This is a genomic window from Curtobacterium sp. VKM Ac-2852 (assembly GCF_013205045.1).
GTDB classification, from domain to species: Bacteria; Actinomycetota; Actinomycetes; order Actinomycetales; family Microbacteriaceae; genus Curtobacterium; species Curtobacterium flaccumfaciens.
Map to the genome: position 1 here is coordinate 292,015 of NZ_JABMLI010000003.1, position 18,707 is coordinate 310,721.

Here is an 18,707-nt window from a genome sequence, read left to right on the forward strand (position 1 = left end):
CCACGCGCGCCGCCACGGGCCTCCCGGCCATCGGTGGAGAACGCCGGACGCAGGCGGCCCTGTGGAGGGAGGAACCCTGCCGCCCACGCCCCCGGACGCAGGCGGTTAGACTCGACCACCGTGATCGAACGCACCCGCATCGCCGACCTGGCAGCCCTCCCCGACGGTCCCGTCTCCGTGGCCGGATGGGTCGAGACCGTCCGAGACCAGAAGAAGGTGCAGTTCGTCGTGCTGCGCGACGAGACCGGCGCCGTCCAGCTCGTGAACCCGGCGACGCGCGAGGCCGAGGACGGCGACGACGCCGCACAGTCCGCGCTCGCGACCACGAACGAGATCTCCGGTCTGGCGCACGGCACCTTCGTGCACGTCACCGGCACGCTGAAGCACGACGAGCGCGTGAAGCTCGGCGGGCTCGAGGTCAAGATCAGTGCGCTGCAGGTGGTGAGCGCTGCGATACCGGAGACCCCGATCGCGGACGACTCGTCGCTCGACAAGCGTCTCGACTGGCGTTTCCTCGACCTGCGCAACCGCAAGCAGAACCTGATCTTCCGCATCCAGACGACGCTGGAGCACGCGTTCCGCACGTACTGGGTCGACCGCGACTACATCGAGATCCACACCCCGAAGCTCATGGCCTCGGCGTCCGAGTCGCGCGCCGAGCTGTTCCAGCTCGAGTACTTCGAGACGACCGCCTACCTGGCCCAGTCGCCGCAGAACTTCAAGCAGATGGCACAGCCGGCCGGCTTCGGTGCCGTGTTCGAGATCGCTGACGCCTTCCGCGCCGACCCCTCGTTCACGAGCCGCCACGCGACCGAGTTCACCAGCGTCGACGCCGAGTTCTCGTGGATCGAGTCCCACGAGGACGTCATGGCGATGCACGAAGAGGTCCTGGTCGCCGGCATCACCGCCGTCAAGGAGAAGTACGGCAAGGACATCGCCGAGGTCTTCGGCTTCGAGCTGCAGGTCCCCGCGACGCCGTTCCCCCGCGTGACCCTGGCCGAGGCGCGCAAGATCGTCGCCGACAGCGGCTACGACGTCGTCCGCGCCGACGGTGACCTGGACCCCGAGGGCGAGCGCCGCGTCGCCGCCTGGGCGAAGGAGCACCACGGCTCCGAGTTCGTGTTCGTCACCGAGTACGACGCCTCGATCCGGCCGTACTACCACATGCGGAAGCCCGGCGACCCGTCGGTCACCAACAGCTACGACCTCATCTTCAACGGTGCCGAGATCTCCACGGGTGCCCAGCGTGAGCACCGCGTCGACGTGCTCGAGGCGCAGGCCGTCGAGAAGGGCCTCGACCCGGAGGAGCTCGGCTGGTACCTCGACTTCTTCCGCTACGGCGTCCCGCCGCACGGCGGCTTCGGCATGGGCCTCGCGCGCGTGCTGATGCTCATGCTCGGTGAGCCGTCGATCCGCGAGGTCACGTACCTGTTCCGTGGCCCGACGCGCCTGACCCCGTAGGTCCCGCGCTGCGCGGCACCGCCGCGCACATGGTGAGCAGCAATGGTCGCCTCCCGATGCGGGAGGCGACCATTGCTGCTCACGAAGCGACGAGCGCGCGCGGACGGGAGGCCCGGCTCAGCTCTGCCAGTCGATGGCGGCCCGCGCTGTGACCAGCTCACGGATCTCCGCTGCCGCGGCCTGGTGCTCCGGGTGCACCTGGTACGCATCGAGCCCGGCGAGGTCGTCGAAGCTGGCGACCACGGCGACGTCGTGGTTCTTGTCCGGGTAGGCGACGTTCTCGACGACCTCGAGCGAGCGGATCGACTCGACGGTGCCGACCAGACCGGTCAGGAGTTCGCGGATGCGGGCGATCGACGCGGTGCGGTCGAGGTCGGTCCGCAGGGACCAGGAGACGACGTGGGAGATCATGCGCGGGCCTCGGCCTTCTCGAGCGCACGTGCGAGCCGGTCGGCGTCGACGTGCCAGTTGCTGTGGACGCGCCCGTCGATCAGCACGACCGGGATGTCCTCCGCGTACTCCTGGCGGAGGGCGTCGTCGTCGAGGATCGAGCGTTCCTGCAGGGTGACCCCCGGGTGGTCGGCGACGACGCGTTCGACCACGGGTCGGGCGTCGTCGCAGAGGTGGCATCCGGGCTTCGTCAGGAACGTCACTGCGGGCATGGTCCCAGCGTAGTCCGGGAACGCGAAAGCCCCGGCGAACCGGGGCTTCTCGTGCAGGTCCTCCGACCTGCGCAGACCTGTGAGGGTCTACTTCTTGTTGCGGCGCTGGTGACGCGTCTTGCGAAGGAGCTTGCGGTGCTTCTTCTTCGCCATGCGCTTACGACGCTTCTTGATGACAGAACCCATGTGGACCTCGCTCGGACTGATGCTGATGTACGGACACCGGGCCGAAGAGACCGCGGAAAATCAACCTGCCCGAGTCTACCGGCTGCCCGCTGCGATGTCGAACGCGCGCTCAGCCGACGTCCGCCACGCCACCGCGCAGCACGTCGGCGACGGCCGACTCGGGGACGCGGAAGGAGCGGCCGAAGCGGATGGCGGGGAGCTCACCGGCGTGCACCATCCGGTACACGGTCATCTTCGAGACGCGCATCATCTCGGCGACCTCAGCGACGGTGAGGAAGCGCACGTCGTCGAAACTGCCGGTCATGGTCCGCCTTCGGGGCTCGCACGCGCGCTGCGCACGGGAGTGGTGTGACCTGTGTGGTCAGTGGCAACTGTAGAGGCGCGTGCGACCCGGTGTCCAGGATCAGTCCACGCCCGGTGCGCACCGGCCGCGCCCCGTGCTCAGAAACCCGTGCGGCAGGGCTCAGTCCTCGTCGCCCCGGCGGGTGAAGCGCTTGCGACTGCGGTCGACGACGCGCTCCCAGCCCTGCTGCGCTCCGGAGATGGCCGCGGTGGCACGGTACGACGCCTCGGCCATCACACGGCCGAGTTCGGTGCCCACCTCGACGGTCGCCTTGCCGGCCGTGCCGTTCCGGCGGATCGACACCGGCTGGCCGTCCGGCGTCCACGCGGTGGTGGCCGGGGTGCCGTCGGCGTCGACCGCGCCCGTGAACGGCAGGACCCAGTCCTCCAGGTGCACGAGCGGCTCCGGGTCGAGCCGGTAGTAGCGGTGCTGTCCTTCTTCGCGACTGGTGACGAGACCGATGTCGCGCAGGACACGCAGGTGCTTCGACACCGTGGGCTGGCTGACCCCGAGGCGTTCGACGAGCTGGCCGACGCTGAGCTCCCCGCCGGTGACGTCCGAACCGTAGGCGGACAACAGCGTGCCGAGCAGCTCGCGCCGGGTCGGGTCCGCCACGACGGAGAAGATGTCGGCCATGGGGCAAGGCTAGCCGGGGCACCACGGATGTACCATGACGAACCGTCCCGGCCCATGTCCTCGGAGGCATACGCATGCTCGACCGAACCGAGCCGATCCCGCACCACGTGAGTGTCGGCCGACGGCGAGCGAGCCGGATCGCGACGGTGCTGCGCTCGTCGCCGTCCCGACTGGCGATCGTCGTGTTCATCGCGCTGATCTTCCTGTTCACGGTGGCCTTCATGACGCCGTGGGCCACGGCGGACCGCAGCAGCACCCACTTCGCGGACGCCCTCTTCACCGCGGCGTCGGTGGTCTGCGTCACCGGGCTGTCCACGGTCGACATGGCGACGCACTGGTCGGTGTTCGGCAAGGTCCTGGTGGTCATCGGCACCCAGATCGGTGCCGTCGGGGTCCTGACCTTCGCGTCGATCCTCGGCCTGTTCGTCACCCGGAAGCTCGGCCTGCGCGCGAAGCTCATGGCGGCCGGCGACTCGAACCCGCTCCGCACGCACCACGGCGCCGTGCCCGAGGGGCAGGCCGTCCGGCTCGGCGAGGTCGGCACCCTGCTCGCGACGGTGGCGGTGAGCACCCTGTCGATCGAGATCGTCCTCGGCCTGCTGCTCCTGCCGTCGGTGCTCATCGCCGGCATCCCGTTCTGGACCGCGGTCGGCGACTCCTTCTACTACGCGGCGATGGCCTTCACGAACACCGGGTTCTCGCCGAACGCGGACGGCCTCGACCCGTTCGCCCACGACTACTGGTTCCTGACGCTGCTGATGATCGGTGTCGTGGCGGGGTCCATCGGGTTCCCGGTGATCCGCGCCCTGACGAAGCAGCTGCGCACCCCGCGGCGCTGGCCGATCCACGTCAAGCTCACCCTGGCGACGAGCGCGGTCCTGCTCCTCGGCGGCGCGGTCGTCTACACCGCCCTCGAGGCGTCGAACCCGACGACCTTCGGCGAGGAAGGAGCCGGGCGCACCGCGTTCCAGGCGCTCTTCCTGTCGACGATGACCCGCTCCGGCGGCTTCTCGCTCGTCGACTTCGACCAGCTCAACGGCTCGAGCCTGCTCGTCACGGACATGCTCATGTTCATCGGTGGCGGGTCCGCCTCGACAGCCGGCGGCATCAAGGTGACGACCCTCGCGGTGCTGTTCCTGGCCGCGGTCGCCGAGGCCCGCGGCCGCCAGAGCATGGAGGCCTTCGGTCGCCGGATCCCGAGTGACGTCCTGCGGGTCGCGGTGGCCATCGTCCTCTGGGGAGCGACGATCGTGGCCGTCGCCACCGTGGTGCTCCTGCAGATCACCGACGACTCGCTCGACCGTGTGCTGTTCGAGGTGATCTCGGCGTTCTCGACCAGTGGCCTGTCCTCCGGCGTGTCCGCGAACCTGCCGGAATCGGGCAAGTACGTGCTCGCCGCCACCATGTTCCTCGGCCGGGTCGGTACAGTGACCATCGCCGCTGCCCTGGCCGCCAGCCAGAGCCGGCAACTGTTCCGCCGTCCCGAGGAGAGGCCGATCGTTGGCTGACCGCACCCGTTCGTCGCACCAGCACGGTGCCATCAGTCACGACGCTCCCGTCCTCGTCATCGGGCTCGGGCGCTTCGGGGCCGCCACCGCCGGGCAGCTCGAACGCCAGGACCGCGAGGTGCTCGTCGTCGACACCGACGCCGGTCTGGTGCAGAAGTGGTCCGACCGGGTCACCCACGCGGTGCAGGCGGACGCGACCGACATCGACGCGCTCCGGCAGATCGGCGCGCAGGACTTCGCCATCGCCGTCGTCGGCACGGGCAGCGACCTGGAGTCGAGCGTGCTCATCACGGCGAACCTGGTCGACCTCGGCGTCCCCCAGATCTGGGCGAAGGCGATCAGCCGCTCGCACGGCACGATCCTGTCCCGCATCGGCGCCAACCACGTCGTCTACCCCGAGCGCGAGGCCGGCGAGCGCACGGCGCACCTGGTCTCCGGCCGGATGCTCGACTTCATCGAGTTCGACGACGACTTCGCCGTGGTCAAGATGTTCCCGCCGCGCGCGGTCCGCGGCAAGGACCTCGCCACCACCGTGATCCGCACCCGCTTCGGCCTGACCGTGCTCGGCATCAAGCCGCCCGGCAACCCCTTCGTGCCGGCGACGCCGGACAGCGTCATCGGTGAGGACGACGTCATCATCGTCTCGGGTTCCGAGACCGACCTGGAGCGCTTCGCCGCGTACGAGTAGCGACCACCGGACGGACGGGAGGCCCGTGGCGACGCCGCCACGGGCCTCCCGTCCGCACTGTGGCTGCGTCCACGACGCGGTGTGCGTCTACGACGCGGCGATCTCCTCGGCACGCGCGATCGCGGCGTGCGATGCGCGCAGCAGCGTGTCCGCCAGGTCGGCGTCCTGCAGCACCGCGACGGCACGTTCCGTCGTGCCCTTCGGGCTCGTCACCGCACGGCGCAGGTCGGCGGGCTCACGGCCCGACCGCTCGAGCAGCTCGACCGCGCCGCGGACGGTGCCCTGCACCATCGTCGCCGCCTGCTCGTGGGTGAACCCGAGCTCCTCGGCGGCACGCTGCCACTGCTCGACCAGCAGGAAGACGTAGGCGGGGCCGGAGCCGGACACGGCGGACAGTGCGTCGAGCTGCTCCTCCGGCACCTCGATGACCTCGCCCGAGGCGGTGAACACCGACGACGCCAGTGCGACGGCCTCGGCGTCGGCCGAGGTGCCCGCGCTGATGCCGGTGACGCCGTGGCCGACGCCGATCGGGGTGTTCGGCAGGGCACGGACGACCCGGACGCCGGCGGGCACCCGAGCCTCCATGCTCGCGGTCGTGGTGCCGACGGCGACGCTGACCAGGACGGCACCGGGCTCCAGGTCGGCGGCGACGTCGTCGAGCAGGTCCGCGATCATGTAGGGCTTCACGCCGACCACGACGAGGGCCGCGCCACGGACGGCCGCCCGGTTGGCGTCGGGGTCGGTGTCGCTCGCGGTGGCGTCGAGGCCGCGCTCCCGGTGGGCAGCAGCGGACGCCTCCGACTTCGTGGTGAGGGTCACGGTGGCCGGGTCGAGTCCCGCGGCGAGCAGGCCGTCGAGGACCGCGCCGGACATGGAGCCGACGCCGAGCAGGGCGGTGCGGGGCAGGTCGATCGTCATGCTCCCGACCCTACCGACGCGACCCGCCTAGGATCGTGTCGCAGACCACGAGAAGGGGACAGCTGTGAGCGCTTCCGGAGGCACGAAGGCGATCTTCGCCGCACTCGGTGCCAACATCGGCATCGCGATCGTGAAGTTCATCGCGGCGGCGATCAGCGGATCGGCGTCGATGCTGGCCGAGGGCGTGCACTCCCTGGCCGACTCCGCGAACCAGCTCCTGCTGCTGCTCGGTGGCCGCAAGGCCCGGCGAGCGGCGGACCAGGAACACCCCTTCGGCTACGGGCGTGAACGCTACGTGTACGCGTTCGTCGTCTCCATCATCCTGTTCTCGGTCGGCGGTGTCTTCTCGCTCTACGAGGGCATCGAGAAGCTCGCCCACCCGCACCCGCTCGAGAACTGGTGGCTCCCCCTCGTCGTGCTCGTCATCGCCATCGGTCTCGAGGGCTTCTCGCTCCGCACCGCCCTGCACGAGGCCCGACCGCAGAAGGGTTCGCAGAGCTGGGTGCAGTTCGTGCGCCGTGCGAAGGCCCCCGAGCTGCCCGTCGTGATGCTCGAGGACACCGCGGCCCTGCTCGGCCTGGTCTTCGCCCTGTTCGGCGTCGGCCTGACGGCGATCACCGGCAACGGGGTGTTCGACGCGATCGGCACGATGCTCATCGCGGCGCTGCTCATCGCGGTCGCGGTGGTGCTCGGGATCGAGACGAAGAGCCTGCTCGTCGGCGAGGGCGCGACCGCCGCCGACGTCGAGCGCATCAAGCAGGCGGTGCTCGACGGCCCCGAGGTCGACGCGATCATCCACCTGAAGACCCTGTACCTCGGACCGGACGAGCTGATGGTCGGTGTGAAGGTCGCCGTCGACGGGGACCGCCGACTCGGTGACGTCGCCGCCGGCATCGACACCGTCGAGCAGCGTGTCCGGAGCGCCGTGCCGATCGCCCGGGTGATCTACGTCGAACCGGACGTCCTGCGCACCGGGCCGCAGCCGCCGACCGAGGCGATCGTCATCCTCGCCGCGGACTGAAGAAGTCGTCGAGCAGCTCGGCACACGCCTGCTCGAGCACGCCCCCGATGACCTCGGAGCGGTGCGGCAGCCGGCGGTCCCTGGCGATGTCGTAGACGCTGCCGCTGGCGCCCGCCTTCGGGTCCCACGCGCCGAACACGACCCGGGGCACGCGTGCGGCCATGACGGCGCCGGCGCACATCGGGCAGGGCTCGAGCGTCACGACGAGCGTGTGCTCCTCGAGGTGCCAGTCCCCCGTCACCGCCGCAGCAGCACGCAGCGCCAGGACCTCGGCGTGGGCCGTCGGGTCCTGCCGCGCCTCGCGCTCGTTCCGGCCGGTGGCGACCACGACGCCGTCGCGGTCGAGCACCACCGCGCCGACCGGTACGTCGTCGGTCTCCAGGCACCGTCGGGCCTCGTCGAGCGCACGCTCCATCGCCGGGACGAACGGGCGGGCTGCGGGCTCCTCCACGGGACCTCCTGACGGTCGTCGGCACGCTAGGCTCGACCCTATGCGAGTCCACGTCGCCGACCACCCGCTCATCACCCACAAGCTCTCGGTGCTCCGCGACCGTACGACGCCCTCCCCCACGTTCCGCGCCCTGACCGAGGAACTCGTCACGCTCCTCGCGTACGAGGCCACGCGGGGCGTCCGGGTCACGGCGACGCCGATCGACACGCCGGTGGCGCACACCATGGGCGTCGCGATCGCCAAGCCGCGGCCGCTCGTCGTCCCGATCCTCCGCGCCGGGCTCGGCATGCTCGAGGGCATGGTCAAGCTCGTCCCGACGGCCGAGGTCGGCTTCCTCGGCATGGCCCGCAACGAGGAGACGCTCGAGCCGCAGACCTACGCCGAGCGCCTGCCCGACGACCTGTCCGGTCGGCAGTGCTTCGTGCTCGACCCGATGCTCGCCACCGGTGGCACCCTCGCCGCCGCGATCGACTTCCTGTTCGCCCGCGGTGCGCAGGAGGTCACGTGCGTGTGCATCCTCGGTGCCCCCGAGGGGCTCGCCATGGTCGAGCAGGCCGTCGGCGACCGCAACGTCTCGATCGTCCTCGGTGCGCTCGACGAGAAGCTCGACGAGAACGGGTACATCGTCCCGGGCCTCGGCGACGCCGGTGACCGCCTCTACGGCCTGGCCGAGTAGCGCAGACCCGACACGTCTCGGACAGGAGGCGCGGGGCCGGTTGGCACCGCGCCTCCTGTCGTCCGTGCGGTCGCGCCCACCGCACCCGCCCGTTCCGGGCGTACCTGCCCGTTCCGGGCGTACCCGGTCGTTCCGGGCGTACCTGTCCGTTCCGGGCGTACCCGCCCGTTCCGGGCGTACCTGCCCGTTCCGGGCGTTGCAGGTCGTTCCGGGCGTACCAGGTCGGTTCTTTCGACCCGGTACGCCCAATTCGACTTTCCATCGCGTGCGCATTGGGAAAGAACGGGCGTGGCACTCGACGCCCGGGCGGTCGCGCCCACCGCACCGTCCGCGCGGACGGTTGACACCGCGTTGGTATACCGCAGATACTCGTCACATGACTGCAACCGTGTCCACCCGCGTCCTCTCCGAGGCGTGCTCCTCCGCAGGGGCAGTGGGGACCGTCGGCGTGATGATGCCGACCATGCCGGTCATGCGTTGTCGAATGTGTGCCTGATCGGCACCCGTTCCAGCCGGATCCCCCGCGACACCACCCCCGTCGCGAGCGCGTGATCCCCGGGTGACGGACACCGTCGGCGACGCGCACCACGTCACGAGGTCTGTCTCCCGTTCCCCCGGGTCGGCCCCGGTCCGCAGCAGGACCGCAGGGCACATCGGCGTACCGCCGTACCCGGGATGACGCATTCGACACCGGCCGCCGCGCCACCCGCGCACCGGCCACACCGCCCGGAGAACCACCATGTCGCTCACCATCGCCCAGCCCCGCACCGCGCTCCGCACCGCACCGGCCCCGACCGACCTCGGCACCGTGACGCCGATCCGCCCGCGCCCGGCCTCCCCGGCAGCGACCGGACCGGCCTCCGTGCCGACGAGCCCCGTGGTCGCTCCGCAGCGGAACCGCGCGCTCCCCGAGGGCACCGAGGCCCGTGGCTTCGCCCTGTACGTCGGCATCGACGAAGCGAAGGCCGCAGCCGCCGGTACGACCCTGGCCGCGGTGGTCGAGCAGCTGAAGGCCCTCACCGCGCAGCTCGTCCCGTCGTCCGAGACCTACGCGGCCGTCGCCGTCGCCGCCGAGCACTCCGGTGGCCGTGACGTCGACGTCGTCCGCCTCGCCCTGCAGGACCGCTCCGCGGTGGCCGCCCGCAAGCAGGCCGAGAAGCCCGAGCCCGAGGAGACCGGTGTCGTCATCGACATCTCGCGGAAGCGCGTGACCCTCGACGGCGAAGCGGCACCCCTGACCTACAAGGAGTTCGAACTCCTGCAGTTCCTGGTCCTCCGCGAGGGCCAGACCGTCGACCGTTCCGCGATCATCGAGGGCCTCTGGTCGGACGGCGAGGACGAGACCCCGAACGAGCGCACCATCGACGTGCACGTGCGTCGGCTCCGCTCCAAGCTCGGCGCGTTCGAGGAGATCGTCCGCACCGTGCGGGGCGTCGGCTACCGCTTCGACCGGCACGCGGACGTCGCCGTCCGGTACGCGTCGACGCCGTCGCCCGACCTCTTCTGAGCCTGATCGACTGCTCTTGGTGAACTCGCAGCGAACCGGCCGCGGAGAGGCTGGCGCGCCGTTACCGCTTCGTTATACAGTCGGTGGTGCAGACGGTGTTTGCTGTGGCACCGCCTGCGGAATGTGATTGCAGGAAACTCTTGGTGCAAGGGAGAGGGCCGGTCGCCGACAGGCGGCCGGCCCTCGTGCATGTCGCCCGGTTCCTGTCGGACCCCGTCGGTAGTGTGGTCAGACCGTACGACCGGAGGGAACGCGAACGTGAGCGAGACACGCCGCAGTGAGAAGGCGACCGCCGTCGCCGCCTGGGAAGCGCTCTTCCGCGCCCAGGTCGCCGTGATGCGGAGTCTCAACGCGGACTTCCCCGGCGACGAGATCTCGTTCAACGAGTACGACGTCTGCTTCAACCTGTCGACCCAGCCCGGCCGCCGCTGCCGGATGCGCGACCTCACCGGGCACCTGCTCCTCACCCAGCCGAGCGTCAGCCGCCTGGTCGACCGACTCCTCGCCCGCGGCATCGTCGAGAAGCAGCCGGACCCCACCGACGCCCGCGGTGTGATCGTGGCGCTGACCCCGCACGGCTTCGACGTCTACCGGCAGGTCGCCGTGCAGCACGCGGCGAGCATCGCGCAGCAGGTCGGTGCCGGGCTGTCCGACCCCGAACTGCGCACCCTCACCGAACTCTGCACGAAGCTCCGGCTGGCGGTCGGCACCGCACCGGGCCGGCGGTCGACGGCCCGCCCGGTGGCCGCTCCGGATGCGGCGACGGTGTGACCGGCGCGATCGTCTGGCTCCGTGACGACCTGCGGCTGTCGGACAACCCCGCGCTCCGTGCGGCGATCGACCACGGTGGCGACGTCACCGTGGTGGTCGTCCTCGACGAGCAGTCCCCGGGGCTCCGTCCGATCGGTGCCGCGAGCCGCTGGTGGCTGCACCGATCGCTGACCGCCCTCGATGCCGACCTGCGCGAGCGCGGTTCTCGGCTGGTCCTCCGACGCGGTGCCGCGGCGACGGTCATCGACCAGCTCGTCGCCGACACCGGGGCGGACGCCGTGTACTGGAACCGTCGGTACGGTGCCGTCGAGCGGGACATCGACGCCGGCATCAAGGCGGCCCTGCACGACCGTGGCGTCGAGGCGCACAGCTTCGCCGCGAACCTGCTCTGGGAACCGTGGACCGTGCTCACCGGGCAGGGCGAGCCGTACAAGGTCTTCACCCCGTTCTGGAACGCCGTCCAGGCTCTGCCCGAACCGCGCCACCCCCTGCCCGACCCCGACGACCTGCCCGCTGCGGCCGACGTCACCGGTGATGCCCTGGCCGACTGGGCACTGCTGCCGACGAAGCCCGACTGGGCCGGCGGGCTCCGTGACGCCTGGACCCCGGGTGAGCACGGCGCGCAGCAGCAGCTCGAGCACTTCGTCGAGCACGCGCTCGAGGACTACGACCAGCGCGACGAGCCCGCGATGGAAGCCACCAGCAGCCTGTCGCCGTTCCTGCGGTGGGGCGAGATCAGCCCGTACCAGGTGTGGCACCGCCTGCACGAGCGGCTCGAGCCCGCGCAGCGCCAGAACGCCGCCGCGTTCCTCCGGCAGCTGGCATGGCGGGAGTTCAACTGGAACGAGTACTTCCACTGTGACGACATCGCCACCGTCAACGTCCGTCGGAACTTCGACGCGTTCCCGTGGCGTGACCCGGAAGCGGCAGAGCTCGACCGCTGGCGGCAGGGCCTGACCGGCTTCGACCTGGTCGACGCGGGCATGCGCGAGCTCTGGCACAGCGGCGCCATGCACAACCGGGTGCGGCTGGCGGCCGGGAGCTTCCTCGTGAAGAACCTGCTCGTCGACTGGCGCGTCGGGGAACAGTGGTTCTGGGACACGCTGGTCGACGCCGACCCCGCCAACAACGCGGCGAACTGGCAGTGGGTCGCGGGCTCCGGCTTCGACGCCGCCCCGTACTTCCGTGTCTTCAACCCCGACCGGCAACTCGAGCGCTTCGACCCGCACCGCGAGTACGTCCACCGCTGGGTCCCCGCCGACGAGCTGCGCCCCGAGCCGATGGTCGACCTGAAGGCGTCGCGGCAGCGGGCGCTCGACGCCTACGAACGGATGCGGCGATCGTGACCGGGTCGCACCCTGCGGTCGCCGCCGTCGTCGACCAGGTCGACGAGCTGTTCCGTGCTCGTGTCGAACAGGGCATCGCGCCGAGCAGCGTGTGGGGCGTGTTCGACCGCTCCGGGCTCGTCGCGTCCGGTGGGCACGGCGACCGCGGGGACGGCCGTCGACCGGACGCCGACACCGTCTACCGCATCGCCTCCTGCACCAAGAGCGTCACCGCCGCGACCCTGCTGACCCTCGTCGCACGGGGTGCGCTCGACCTCGACGCGCCGATCACCGACTTCGTGCCGGCGTTCGGCGCCGTCACCCTGCCGACCCCGGACTCCCCCGTCCCCACGGTGCGGATGCTGCTGACGATGTCGGCGGGCTTCCCCACCGACGATCCCTGGGCCGACCGGCAGGAGTCGATCTCGGACGCCGAGCTCGACGAGGTCCTGCGCGGCGGCCTGCTCTTCGACTCGCTGCCCGGCACCCGCTTCGCCTACTCGAACCTCGGCTACGCGCTGCTCGGCCGGGTCGTCGCCGTCGTGTCGGGGCGGCCCTTCACCGCGGCCGCCGAAGAGACCGTGCTCCGTCCCGTCGGGCTCAACGACACGGTGTTCAGCGCCGACGAGTCCACCGGGTTCGTCGTCACCGGTGTCCGCGGACACGAGGGCGACTGGGAACCCCTGCCGATGACGGGCCCCGGCGCGTTCTCGTCGATCGGCGGGCTCTTCTCGACCGTCCGCGACCTGGCGCGCTGGGCGACGCACCTCGGTTCGGCGTTCTCCGCAGCGCCGGAACCCGGCACGGTCTCCCCCGCCGATCGCCGGCTCATGCAGCAGGCGATGCGGGTCGTCCCGTCGTCCGTCGTCCCGGGTTCGGCCCGCGCGACGGCGTACGGCTTCGGGCTGTTCGTCGAGCAGGACGACCGCTTCGGCGAGCTCGTCTCGCACTCCGGCGGCTACCCGGGCTTCTCCGCGCACATGCGGTGGTCCGTGCGCGACGGCCTCGGGGTCGTCGCGTTCGAGAACGCGACGCAGGCCAAGGTCTCCGCGGCCGCGCAGCAGGCGCACGACCTCGTGCTCGACGCGGCACTGACGGCCCGGGCGCCCGACCCGGCGGAAGCCGGCACCGACGTGGCCGGAGCGACCAGCGGGGTGGCGGCGACCACCCGCGCGACGCGAGCCGCCCAGGCCGCCGTGACGCGCCTCCTGGCCGACTGGAGCGACGACCTGGCGGACACCATCTGCACACCGAACGTGGCCATGGACGTGCCCTACGACCGCCGACGGCGGGCGGTGGCGCAGGCCGTCGCGGACGTCGGCGCCGACCTCGGTGCCGCACCGGTGTCCGAGTACTCGGCGGCACCGTCGCACCTGCGCTGGTGGCTCCCCGGCACCTGCGGGCGACTGCGCGTCGAGATCCGACTCGCGCCCGCCGCCGCGGGGCGCGTCCAGACCCTGAACGTCATCCCCGAACCTTCGGAGCGCTGACCCGACGGAGCGCTGACCGAGCACTGACCCGACGGAGCGCTGACCGGGGGTGCAGACCGAGAACCCGTCGGCTCAGACCGGCGGTCGACCGCCCACGAAGCCGAGTGCCCGCGCGGCGACCCGGGTGCCCTCGCGGGCCGCCGCACCGACGCGGATCGGATCCGTCGCCCACGCACGGACGAACCCGGCGACGAAGGCGTCCCCGGCGCCGATGGTGTCGACGACGGTCGCAGGTGTCGCGGGGACCCGGTGGATGCTGCGGCCACGGCGCCCGATGAGCGCGCCGTCGGCCCCGGCCGTGACGACGACCAGTGGGACGTGCTCCGTCAACCGCCGCACCGCGGCATCGAGGTCGTCGCCCCCGCCGAGGGCGAGCGCCTCGTGCTGGTCGGGGAAGAGCACGTCGACCCCCCGCAGGGCCTGCAGGAACCGGTCGGCACCGATCGTCTCGATCACCGCCACCGACGAGGGGTCCACCGCCACGCGCGCCGGGCCCGTCCGGGCGCACGCCACCAGGTCTTCGAGCCGGTCGGCCCCGCCGCCGAGCATGGCGGCCCCGGTCAGGTGCACGATGTCGGCGCGGGCGACCACCGACGACGGGACGTCGGCGGCACTGATCTTCCCGCTCGCGGCGGGGTCGGACATCGCGGTGCGACCGTGGTCGTTGCGCACCGAGACGACGACACCGGTGGACATCATCGCGTCGTACCGCAGGTGGGCGCGGACCCCGGCGTCCTCGAGCGCGCGCTCGTGGCGGTAGACGTCGTCGACCCCGACCCGGGCGACGACGTCGACCTCGGCCCCGAGCCAGCCGAGCCATGTGGCCGTGTTGCCACCGGCGCCGGTCGGACGGTGGCGGATCTCCGCAGCGGGGTCGTGCACCCCGATCCGCTGTGCGGTGGTGTGCACGAGGACACCGTCCAGGACGTCGCCGACGACCAGGAAGCGTTTTCCGGCGCCACGACGGCGGCCCGTGACCACCCGTCCGGCGCGGGTCCCCTCGGGCCGGGACGGCGGCGGAGCGCCCTCGTACGGCATGGACATCCGAAACAGTGTACCCGGAGCCGAGTTTTTCTCCGTTTCTATCGGTGAAAACGGAGGTTTCGCGGAGAGATCACACACGACGACCATGGTGCCACTGAAATACCACCTGCTAGTATGTGGGCGGTCGCGCGACCACCGCCCCGACGACGGAGATGCCATGCCCAGGAAGCCCGACCCCACCCGCAAGCCCGCGATCCTCCAAAAGGTCGTCGACCACTTCGTCGAGACCAAGATCGAGGACGTCACGGTCCGGGGCCTCGGCCGCGTGCTCGGGACGAGCGCCTACCCGGTCGTCTACCACTTCGGCTCACGCGAAGCCCTGATCGACTCCGTCGTCGATCACCTGGCGGCCTCGCGGCCGGTGGCGACACTCGAGCCGGACGCCGACGCGGACGCCCTCGCCGATCACCTGGTCGCGGCCTTCGGCGGGCTCGACGACCCACACCGCGCGTTGGCCGCGCGACTCACCTTCGAACTCGGTTCGGTCGAGTCCCTCGACGGGCGGGACCGCCAGCGCCGTGCACACCGCTGCCACGTGGCGGCCATCCGGGCGTGGTGCCGGGCGCACGGCGCCGACCCCGTCCTCGCCGAACGTGCGGCCCAGGACACGGTGATGGCCGCCCGCGGAGCCCAGTGGAGCGCGCTCGTCGACCGCGCGCACACCGAGGCCGACGCCGCACTGCGTCGCATCGCCCACGACCTGGCTTCGAGCACGACCGGCGCCGACCCCGCGCTGAGCGCGACCGTGCCCGCGTCCGAGGACCGGTCGCGGACCCGGTGACGGCGTGCGGTCCGGAACGGCACCCGGACCACGAACGGGAGGCACGGTGCCAGCTGGCACCGTGCCTCCCGTTCGTCAGGTGGTCACCGTGGTGACCCGCCGACGCGGATCAGAGCGTGACGAACCGCTGCGACTTCGCGTTCTCGAAACGAGCGGCGACGTTCTCCCAGTCGACGACGTTCCAGACGGCCTTGACGTAGTCCGCCTTGACGTTCAGGTAGTCGAGGTAGAAGGCGTGCTCCCACATGTCGAGCATGAAGATCGGGACGAGACCGAACGGGATGTTGCCCTGCTGGTCGAAGAGCTGGAACGTGGTGAGCTTCTGGCCCACGGTGTCCCAGGCCAGCACGGACCAGCCGGAGCCCTGGATGCCGTTCGCGACGGCGGCGAACTGCGCCTGGAACTTCTCGAACGAACCGAAGAACTCGTCGATCGCCGCGGCGAGCTCGCCCTCGGGGACCTTCGTGTCCGGGCCGAGGTTGGTCCAGAAGATCGAGTGGTTCACGTGGCCACCGAGGTGGAACGCGAGGTCCTTCTCGAGCTTGTTGATCGCGCCGAAGTTGCCGGACTCACGGGCCTCGCCGAGCTGCTGGAGCGCGGTGTTGGCACCGGTCACGTAGGCCTGGTGGTGCTTGTCGTGGTGCAGCTGCATGATCTTGCCGCTGATGTGCGGCTCGAGCGCGGCGTAGTCGTACGGCAGTTCCGGCAGGGTGTACTCAGCCATGTGAGGTCCTTTCGATCAGTGGGTTGTGGACGCGGCTCCGCGGCTCACGAGAGCCGGGAACGATCGGTGAGGGAGTGGAATTCCCGGTTGTGGTAGACCAGCGGCTCGCCGCGGTCGGCACCGACGATGATGTCGAGCACCTCGGCCACGACGACGGTCGAGCTGCCGATGGGCGTCGTCGACAGCGGTCGGCAGCGGAGCGCACTCGCCGCACTCGGCAGGTAGCGGTCGCCGGACGGCAGGGTGCCCCAGATCGGGTCGTCGGCGGCCGGGCTGCCGGTCGACGCGAAGCGCTTGGCGAGTGCGACCCCGAGGGAGTCGACCAGGTGCACGACGAACAACGGCGCACCGAGCACGACCCCGGCCGAGCCGGAGTTCGTCGAGAGCGAGAAGACCAGCACGGGCGGGTCGACGGCCACGCTCGCGACGCTCGAGGCGGTGAGGCCGGTCGGTCCGTCCGGGCCTTCGGCCGTGATGACGGCGACGCCGGCAGGGTGCCCGCGGAAGGCGGACTTGTACGCGTCGGCGATGGTTGCCGGTGCTTCGTCGGGCATGGTGATCGTGGTCGTTCCTTCGGGAGGGGCTGCCGTCACTCGGCGGCTGTCACCCAACGTATGACCTGAACCCTGGTTGAGGTCAACGATTCACAGGTTCGGGCGCGGCCGGGCGCGCCGCGGTGGCACTTCGTGAGCAGGAATGGTCGGGTCACGCACGGCGACCCGACCATTCCTGCTCACGAAGCGCAGCTCACGAAGCGCAGCTCGCGCCCGCAGTGCGTCCGCTCGGCCGCTCAGCGGCGCTTGAGCATGACGAGCGCACCCACGGCCGCCACCACCATGAGCACCGCGGCGACGCCCGCCGTGATCGTCACGCCGGAGTCGAAGGCCGCCCGCGCCGACTCGAGCAGCACCTGCCCGGCGCTGCCGCCGAGCTGCCCCGCCGCGGCGACCGCGCCGCCGAGGGTCTCCTGGGCCGCGACGTGCTCTGCCGAGGACAACCCGTCGGGCACCACGACGTGTGCCCGGTAGGTCGTCGCCAGGATCGTTCCGAGCACCGCGGTCCCGAGCACGGCGCCGATCTCGTACGCCGTCTCGGACATCGCCGACGCCGCACCCGCCTTGTCCGCCGGAGCCGTCGAGATGATGAGGTCGTTCGTCACCGTCTCGGACGCCCCGATCCCGATGCCGAGCAGCACGAACGCGAACGCCAGGGCGGCGATGGAGGCGTGGTGTCCGAGGACCGCGACGAGGGCGTACGCCGCCGCCGAGAACAGCAGCGCGACCGACACGACCCAGCGTGGGGCGACCCGCGCCACGATCGGCACGACCGCGAGCCCGGCGACGATGGTCAGGACCGACCCCGGGATGAGCACGACGCCGGATGCGAATGGGTCGAGCCCGGCCACGAGCTGCAGGTGCTGGGCGATGAAGAACAGGAAACCGGTGAGCGAGAACATCGCCGCCAGGTTCATCAGCACGCTGCCCGTGAAGGCGGTGCTGCGGAACAGCCGCAGGTCGAGCATCGGCGTGCGGGACCGCAGCTGCCGACGGACGAACGCGATGCCGCAGACGACACCGACCGCGAGCATGGCGATCGCGAGGCCGCGCTCCTCGGGGTGCACGACCGACTTGATGGCCCACGCGATCGGTGCGAGGGCGCCGAGGGACAGGAACATGCTCGGCAGGTCGACCGGCCCGGGCATCGGGTCGCGGGACTCTGGCACGCAGAACGGCACGCCGACGAGCATGAGCACGAGGATCGGCACCGCGACGAGGAACACGCTGCCCCAGTGGAAGTGCGCGAGCAGCGCGCCGCCGACGAGCGGCCCGAGCGCGTTGCCGGCCGCGAACATCGTCGACCACACGGCGAGCGCCATCCGCCGCTCCCCCGCGTCCACGAACACGTTGCGGATGATCGAGAGCGTGGCGGGCATGAGCATCGCGCCGAACACGCCCATCGCGATGCGGGCCGCGACGAGCATCCAGGCGTCGGTCGCGAAGGCCGCGGCCACCGAGAACAGTGCGAAGCCGGTCGCGCCGATCACCAGGATCCGCCGTCGGCCGATGCGGTCACCGATGCTGCCCATGACGACGAGCAGGCCGGCGAGCACCAGCGGGTACGCGTCCACGATCCAGAGCTGCGTGGTGGCGTCCGGGTTCAGCGCGCGACTGATCGACGGCAGCGCGAAGCTCAGGATGGTGTTGTCGACCGAGATGAGCAGGACCGGCAGCATGAGCACGGCGAGCGCCAGGAACCGTCGGGCGCGGCTCCCGGTGACGCGGGTGGCGACGGGGCTGGTGAGCAGTGCGGACACGGCGGACTCCTGGGACTTCGAGCCGGACCAGGTCGACGGCGGGTGGTACGTGGGGCAGACGAGACGGGACGCGGGATGGACACGCGCCCCGTCAGGACTCCATTAGTGTACCGTCCGGACGGTTTTGGTTGCAAATGCAACTGACGACGGCCGGGAGGCCCGTGGCGGTCCCGCCACGGGCCTTGCGACGGTCCACTGGTC

The 18,707-nt window shown here is 71.2% G+C and carries 21 protein-coding genes; 10 read left to right on the forward strand and 11 right to left on the reverse strand.

Translation table 11 applies throughout. The annotated features are described in order from the left end of the window. Positions 1-120 precede the first annotated feature (120 nt). On the forward strand, positions 121-1,461 hold the full coding sequence (gene aspS, locus HQQ79_RS12500) for an aspartate--tRNA(Asn) ligase (protein WP_173034673.1): 1,341 nt from the start codon (positions 121-123) through the stop codon (positions 1,459-1,461). Positions 1,462-1,578: 117 nt separating this feature from the next. Here the strand turns inward: aspS and HQQ79_RS12505 are convergent, their stop codons facing one another. From HQQ79_RS12505 to HQQ79_RS12525, 5 genes are all read right to left on the reverse strand, one after another. Continuing rightward, positions 1,579-1,872: a Dabb family protein gene (locus HQQ79_RS12505; protein WP_111038117.1), complete on the reverse strand. Its 294-nt coding sequence runs from the start codon at positions 1,870-1,872 to the stop codon at positions 1,579-1,581. After that, entirely contained in the window at positions 1,869-2,123 is a 255-nt protein-coding gene (locus HQQ79_RS12510) for a glutaredoxin family protein (protein WP_071247435.1), read from the reverse strand. The genes HQQ79_RS12505 and HQQ79_RS12510 overlap by 4 nt, the downstream gene beginning before the upstream one ends. Before the next feature lie 87 nt (positions 2,124-2,210). After that, the gene (locus HQQ79_RS12515; RefSeq protein WP_003792170.1) at positions 2,211-2,309 is read right to left on the reverse strand and encodes an AURKAIP1/COX24 domain-containing protein; all 99 of its coding nucleotides are present in this window, start codon (positions 2,307-2,309) and stop codon (positions 2,211-2,213) included. 109 nt (positions 2,310-2,418) lie between these two features. Next, positions 2,419-2,613, reverse strand: a complete 195-nt coding sequence (locus HQQ79_RS12520) for a helix-turn-helix domain-containing protein (protein WP_017888579.1) — start codon at positions 2,611-2,613, stop codon at positions 2,419-2,421. A gap of 159 nt (positions 2,614-2,772) precedes the next feature. Then, entirely contained in the window at positions 2,773-3,288 is a 516-nt protein-coding gene (locus tag HQQ79_RS12525) for a helix-turn-helix transcriptional regulator (RefSeq protein ID WP_051596885.1), read from the reverse strand. Between the two features lie 74 nt (positions 3,289-3,362). On the opposite strand from HQQ79_RS12525, the gene HQQ79_RS12530 reads away from it, so the two are divergent. Then, positions 3,363-4,796, forward strand: coding sequence for a TrkH family potassium uptake protein (locus tag HQQ79_RS12530; protein WP_027466334.1), 1,434 nt, complete (start codon positions 3,363-3,365; stop codon positions 4,794-4,796). Continuing rightward, entirely contained in the window at positions 4,789-5,484 is a 696-nt protein-coding gene (locus HQQ79_RS12535) for a TrkA family potassium uptake protein (RefSeq protein WP_216852501.1), read from the forward strand. Before HQQ79_RS12530 ends, HQQ79_RS12535 begins: the two co-directional genes overlap by 8 nt. 87 nt (positions 5,485-5,571) lie before the next feature. Here HQQ79_RS12535 and proC read toward each other — a convergent pair whose 3' ends face one another. Then, the gene (gene proC / locus HQQ79_RS12540; RefSeq protein WP_173034675.1) at positions 5,572-6,402 is read right to left on the reverse strand and encodes a pyrroline-5-carboxylate reductase; all 831 of its coding nucleotides are present in this window, start codon (positions 6,400-6,402) and stop codon (positions 5,572-5,574) included. Between the two features lie 64 nt (positions 6,403-6,466). On the opposite strand from proC, the gene HQQ79_RS12545 reads away from it, so the two are divergent. Further along, entirely contained in the window at positions 6,467-7,423 is a 957-nt protein-coding gene (locus HQQ79_RS12545) for a cation diffusion facilitator family transporter (RefSeq protein WP_027466331.1), read from the forward strand. Here HQQ79_RS12545 and HQQ79_RS12550 read toward each other — a convergent pair. Further along, complete coding sequence (locus HQQ79_RS12550; protein WP_071247896.1) at positions 7,404-7,838, reverse strand: nucleoside deaminase; 435 nt, start codon at positions 7,836-7,838, stop codon at positions 7,404-7,406. The genes HQQ79_RS12545 and HQQ79_RS12550 overlap by 20 nt on opposite strands. A 76-nt stretch (positions 7,839-7,914) precedes the next feature. Here HQQ79_RS12550 and upp point away from each other — a divergent pair, with 76 nt between their 5' ends. The 5 genes from upp (at position 7,915) to HQQ79_RS12575 (ending at position 13,643) form a co-directional block, all read left to right on the forward strand. Beyond that, positions 7,915-8,550, forward strand: coding sequence for a uracil phosphoribosyltransferase (gene upp / locus HQQ79_RS12555; protein ID WP_110861591.1), 636 nt, complete (start codon positions 7,915-7,917; stop codon positions 8,548-8,550). Positions 8,551-9,289: 739 nt separating this feature from the next. Beyond that, complete coding sequence (locus HQQ79_RS12560; protein ID WP_173034677.1) at positions 9,290-10,057, forward strand: winged helix-turn-helix domain-containing protein; 768 nt, start codon at positions 9,290-9,292, stop codon at positions 10,055-10,057. Between the two features lie 258 nt (positions 10,058-10,315). Further along, entirely contained in the window at positions 10,316-10,828 is a 513-nt protein-coding gene (locus HQQ79_RS12565) for a MarR family winged helix-turn-helix transcriptional regulator (RefSeq protein ID WP_173034679.1), read from the forward strand. Then, a complete protein-coding gene (locus tag HQQ79_RS12570) occupies positions 10,825-12,174 on the forward strand; it encodes a deoxyribodipyrimidine photo-lyase (protein WP_173034681.1) in 1,350 nt (449 codons plus the stop codon). Before HQQ79_RS12565 ends, HQQ79_RS12570 begins: the two co-directional genes overlap by 4 nt. Further along, positions 12,171-13,643, forward strand: coding sequence for a serine hydrolase domain-containing protein (locus HQQ79_RS12575; protein WP_173034683.1), 1,473 nt, complete (start codon positions 12,171-12,173; stop codon positions 13,641-13,643). Before HQQ79_RS12570 ends, HQQ79_RS12575 begins: the two co-directional genes overlap by 4 nt. 72 nt (positions 13,644-13,715) lie before the next feature. Here the strand turns inward: HQQ79_RS12575 and HQQ79_RS12580 are convergent, their stop codons facing one another. Then, positions 13,716-14,687, reverse strand: coding sequence for a carbohydrate kinase family protein (locus HQQ79_RS12580; RefSeq protein ID WP_173034685.1), 972 nt, complete (start codon positions 14,685-14,687; stop codon positions 13,716-13,718). Between the two features lie 157 nt (positions 14,688-14,844). Between HQQ79_RS12580 and HQQ79_RS12585 the strand changes: the two genes are divergently transcribed. Continuing rightward, positions 14,845-15,468: a TetR/AcrR family transcriptional regulator gene (locus HQQ79_RS12585; protein WP_173034687.1), complete on the forward strand. Its 624-nt coding sequence runs from the start codon at positions 14,845-14,847 to the stop codon at positions 15,466-15,468. A gap of 109 nt (positions 15,469-15,577) precedes the next feature. On the opposite strand, the gene HQQ79_RS12590 is transcribed toward HQQ79_RS12585, so the two are convergent. The 3 genes from HQQ79_RS12590 to HQQ79_RS12600 form a co-directional block, all read right to left on the reverse strand. Next, on the reverse strand, positions 15,578-16,192 hold the full coding sequence (locus tag HQQ79_RS12590; RefSeq protein WP_173034689.1) for a superoxide dismutase: 615 nt from the start codon (positions 16,190-16,192) through the stop codon (positions 15,578-15,580). A gap of 44 nt (positions 16,193-16,236) precedes the next feature. Beyond that, positions 16,237-16,746: a flavin reductase family protein gene (locus HQQ79_RS12595; protein ID WP_027466322.1), complete on the reverse strand. Its 510-nt coding sequence runs from the start codon at positions 16,744-16,746 to the stop codon at positions 16,237-16,239. Positions 16,747-16,982: 236 nt separating this feature from the next. Next, positions 16,983-18,506 carry an MFS transporter gene (locus HQQ79_RS12600; protein WP_173034691.1) on the reverse strand — a complete coding sequence of 508 codons (1,524 nt, stop codon included), beginning with the start codon at positions 18,504-18,506 and terminating at the stop codon, positions 16,983-16,985. Between the last annotated feature and the right edge of the window lie 201 nt (positions 18,507-18,707).

Excerpts from the sequence above, each read along its gene's own strand:
- HQQ79_RS12505 (WP_111038117.1), bottom strand. The coding sequence starts at position 1,872 with ATGATCTCCCACGTCGTCTCCTGGTCCCTGCGGACCGACCTCGACCGC.
- HQQ79_RS12510 (WP_071247435.1), bottom strand. The coding sequence starts at position 2,123 with ATGCCCGCAGTGACGTTCCTGACGAAGCCCGGATGCCACCTCTGCGAC.
- HQQ79_RS12515 (WP_003792170.1), bottom strand. The coding sequence starts at position 2,309 with ATGGGTTCTGTCATCAAGAAGCGTCGTAAGCGCATGGCGAAGAAGAAG.
- HQQ79_RS12520 (WP_017888579.1), bottom strand. The coding sequence starts at position 2,613 with ATGACCGGCAGTTTCGACGACGTGCGCTTCCTCACCGTCGCTGAGGTC.
- HQQ79_RS12525 (WP_051596885.1), bottom strand. The coding sequence starts at position 3,288 with ATGGCCGACATCTTCTCCGTCGTGGCGGACCCGACCCGGCGCGAGCTG.
- HQQ79_RS12530 (WP_027466334.1), top strand. The coding sequence starts at position 3,363 with ATGCTCGACCGAACCGAGCCGATCCCGCACCACGTGAGTGTCGGCCGA.
- proC (WP_173034675.1), bottom strand. The coding sequence starts at position 6,402 with ATGACGATCGACCTGCCCCGCACCGCCCTGCTCGGCGTCGGCTCCATG.
- HQQ79_RS12550 (WP_071247896.1), bottom strand. The coding sequence starts at position 7,838 with ATGGAGCGTGCGCTCGACGAGGCCCGACGGTGCCTGGAGACCGACGAC.
- upp (WP_110861591.1), top strand. The coding sequence starts at position 7,915 with ATGCGAGTCCACGTCGCCGACCACCCGCTCATCACCCACAAGCTCTCG.
- HQQ79_RS12560 (WP_173034677.1), top strand. The coding sequence starts at position 9,290 with ATGTCGCTCACCATCGCCCAGCCCCGCACCGCGCTCCGCACCGCACCG.
- HQQ79_RS12580 (WP_173034685.1), bottom strand. The coding sequence starts at position 14,687 with ATGTCCATGCCGTACGAGGGCGCTCCGCCGCCGTCCCGGCCCGAGGGG.
- HQQ79_RS12585 (WP_173034687.1), top strand. The coding sequence starts at position 14,845 with ATGCCCAGGAAGCCCGACCCCACCCGCAAGCCCGCGATCCTCCAAAAG.
- HQQ79_RS12590 (WP_173034689.1), bottom strand. The coding sequence starts at position 16,192 with ATGGCTGAGTACACCCTGCCGGAACTGCCGTACGACTACGCCGCGCTC.
- HQQ79_RS12595 (WP_027466322.1), bottom strand. The coding sequence starts at position 16,746 with ATGCCCGACGAAGCACCGGCAACCATCGCCGACGCGTACAAGTCCGCC.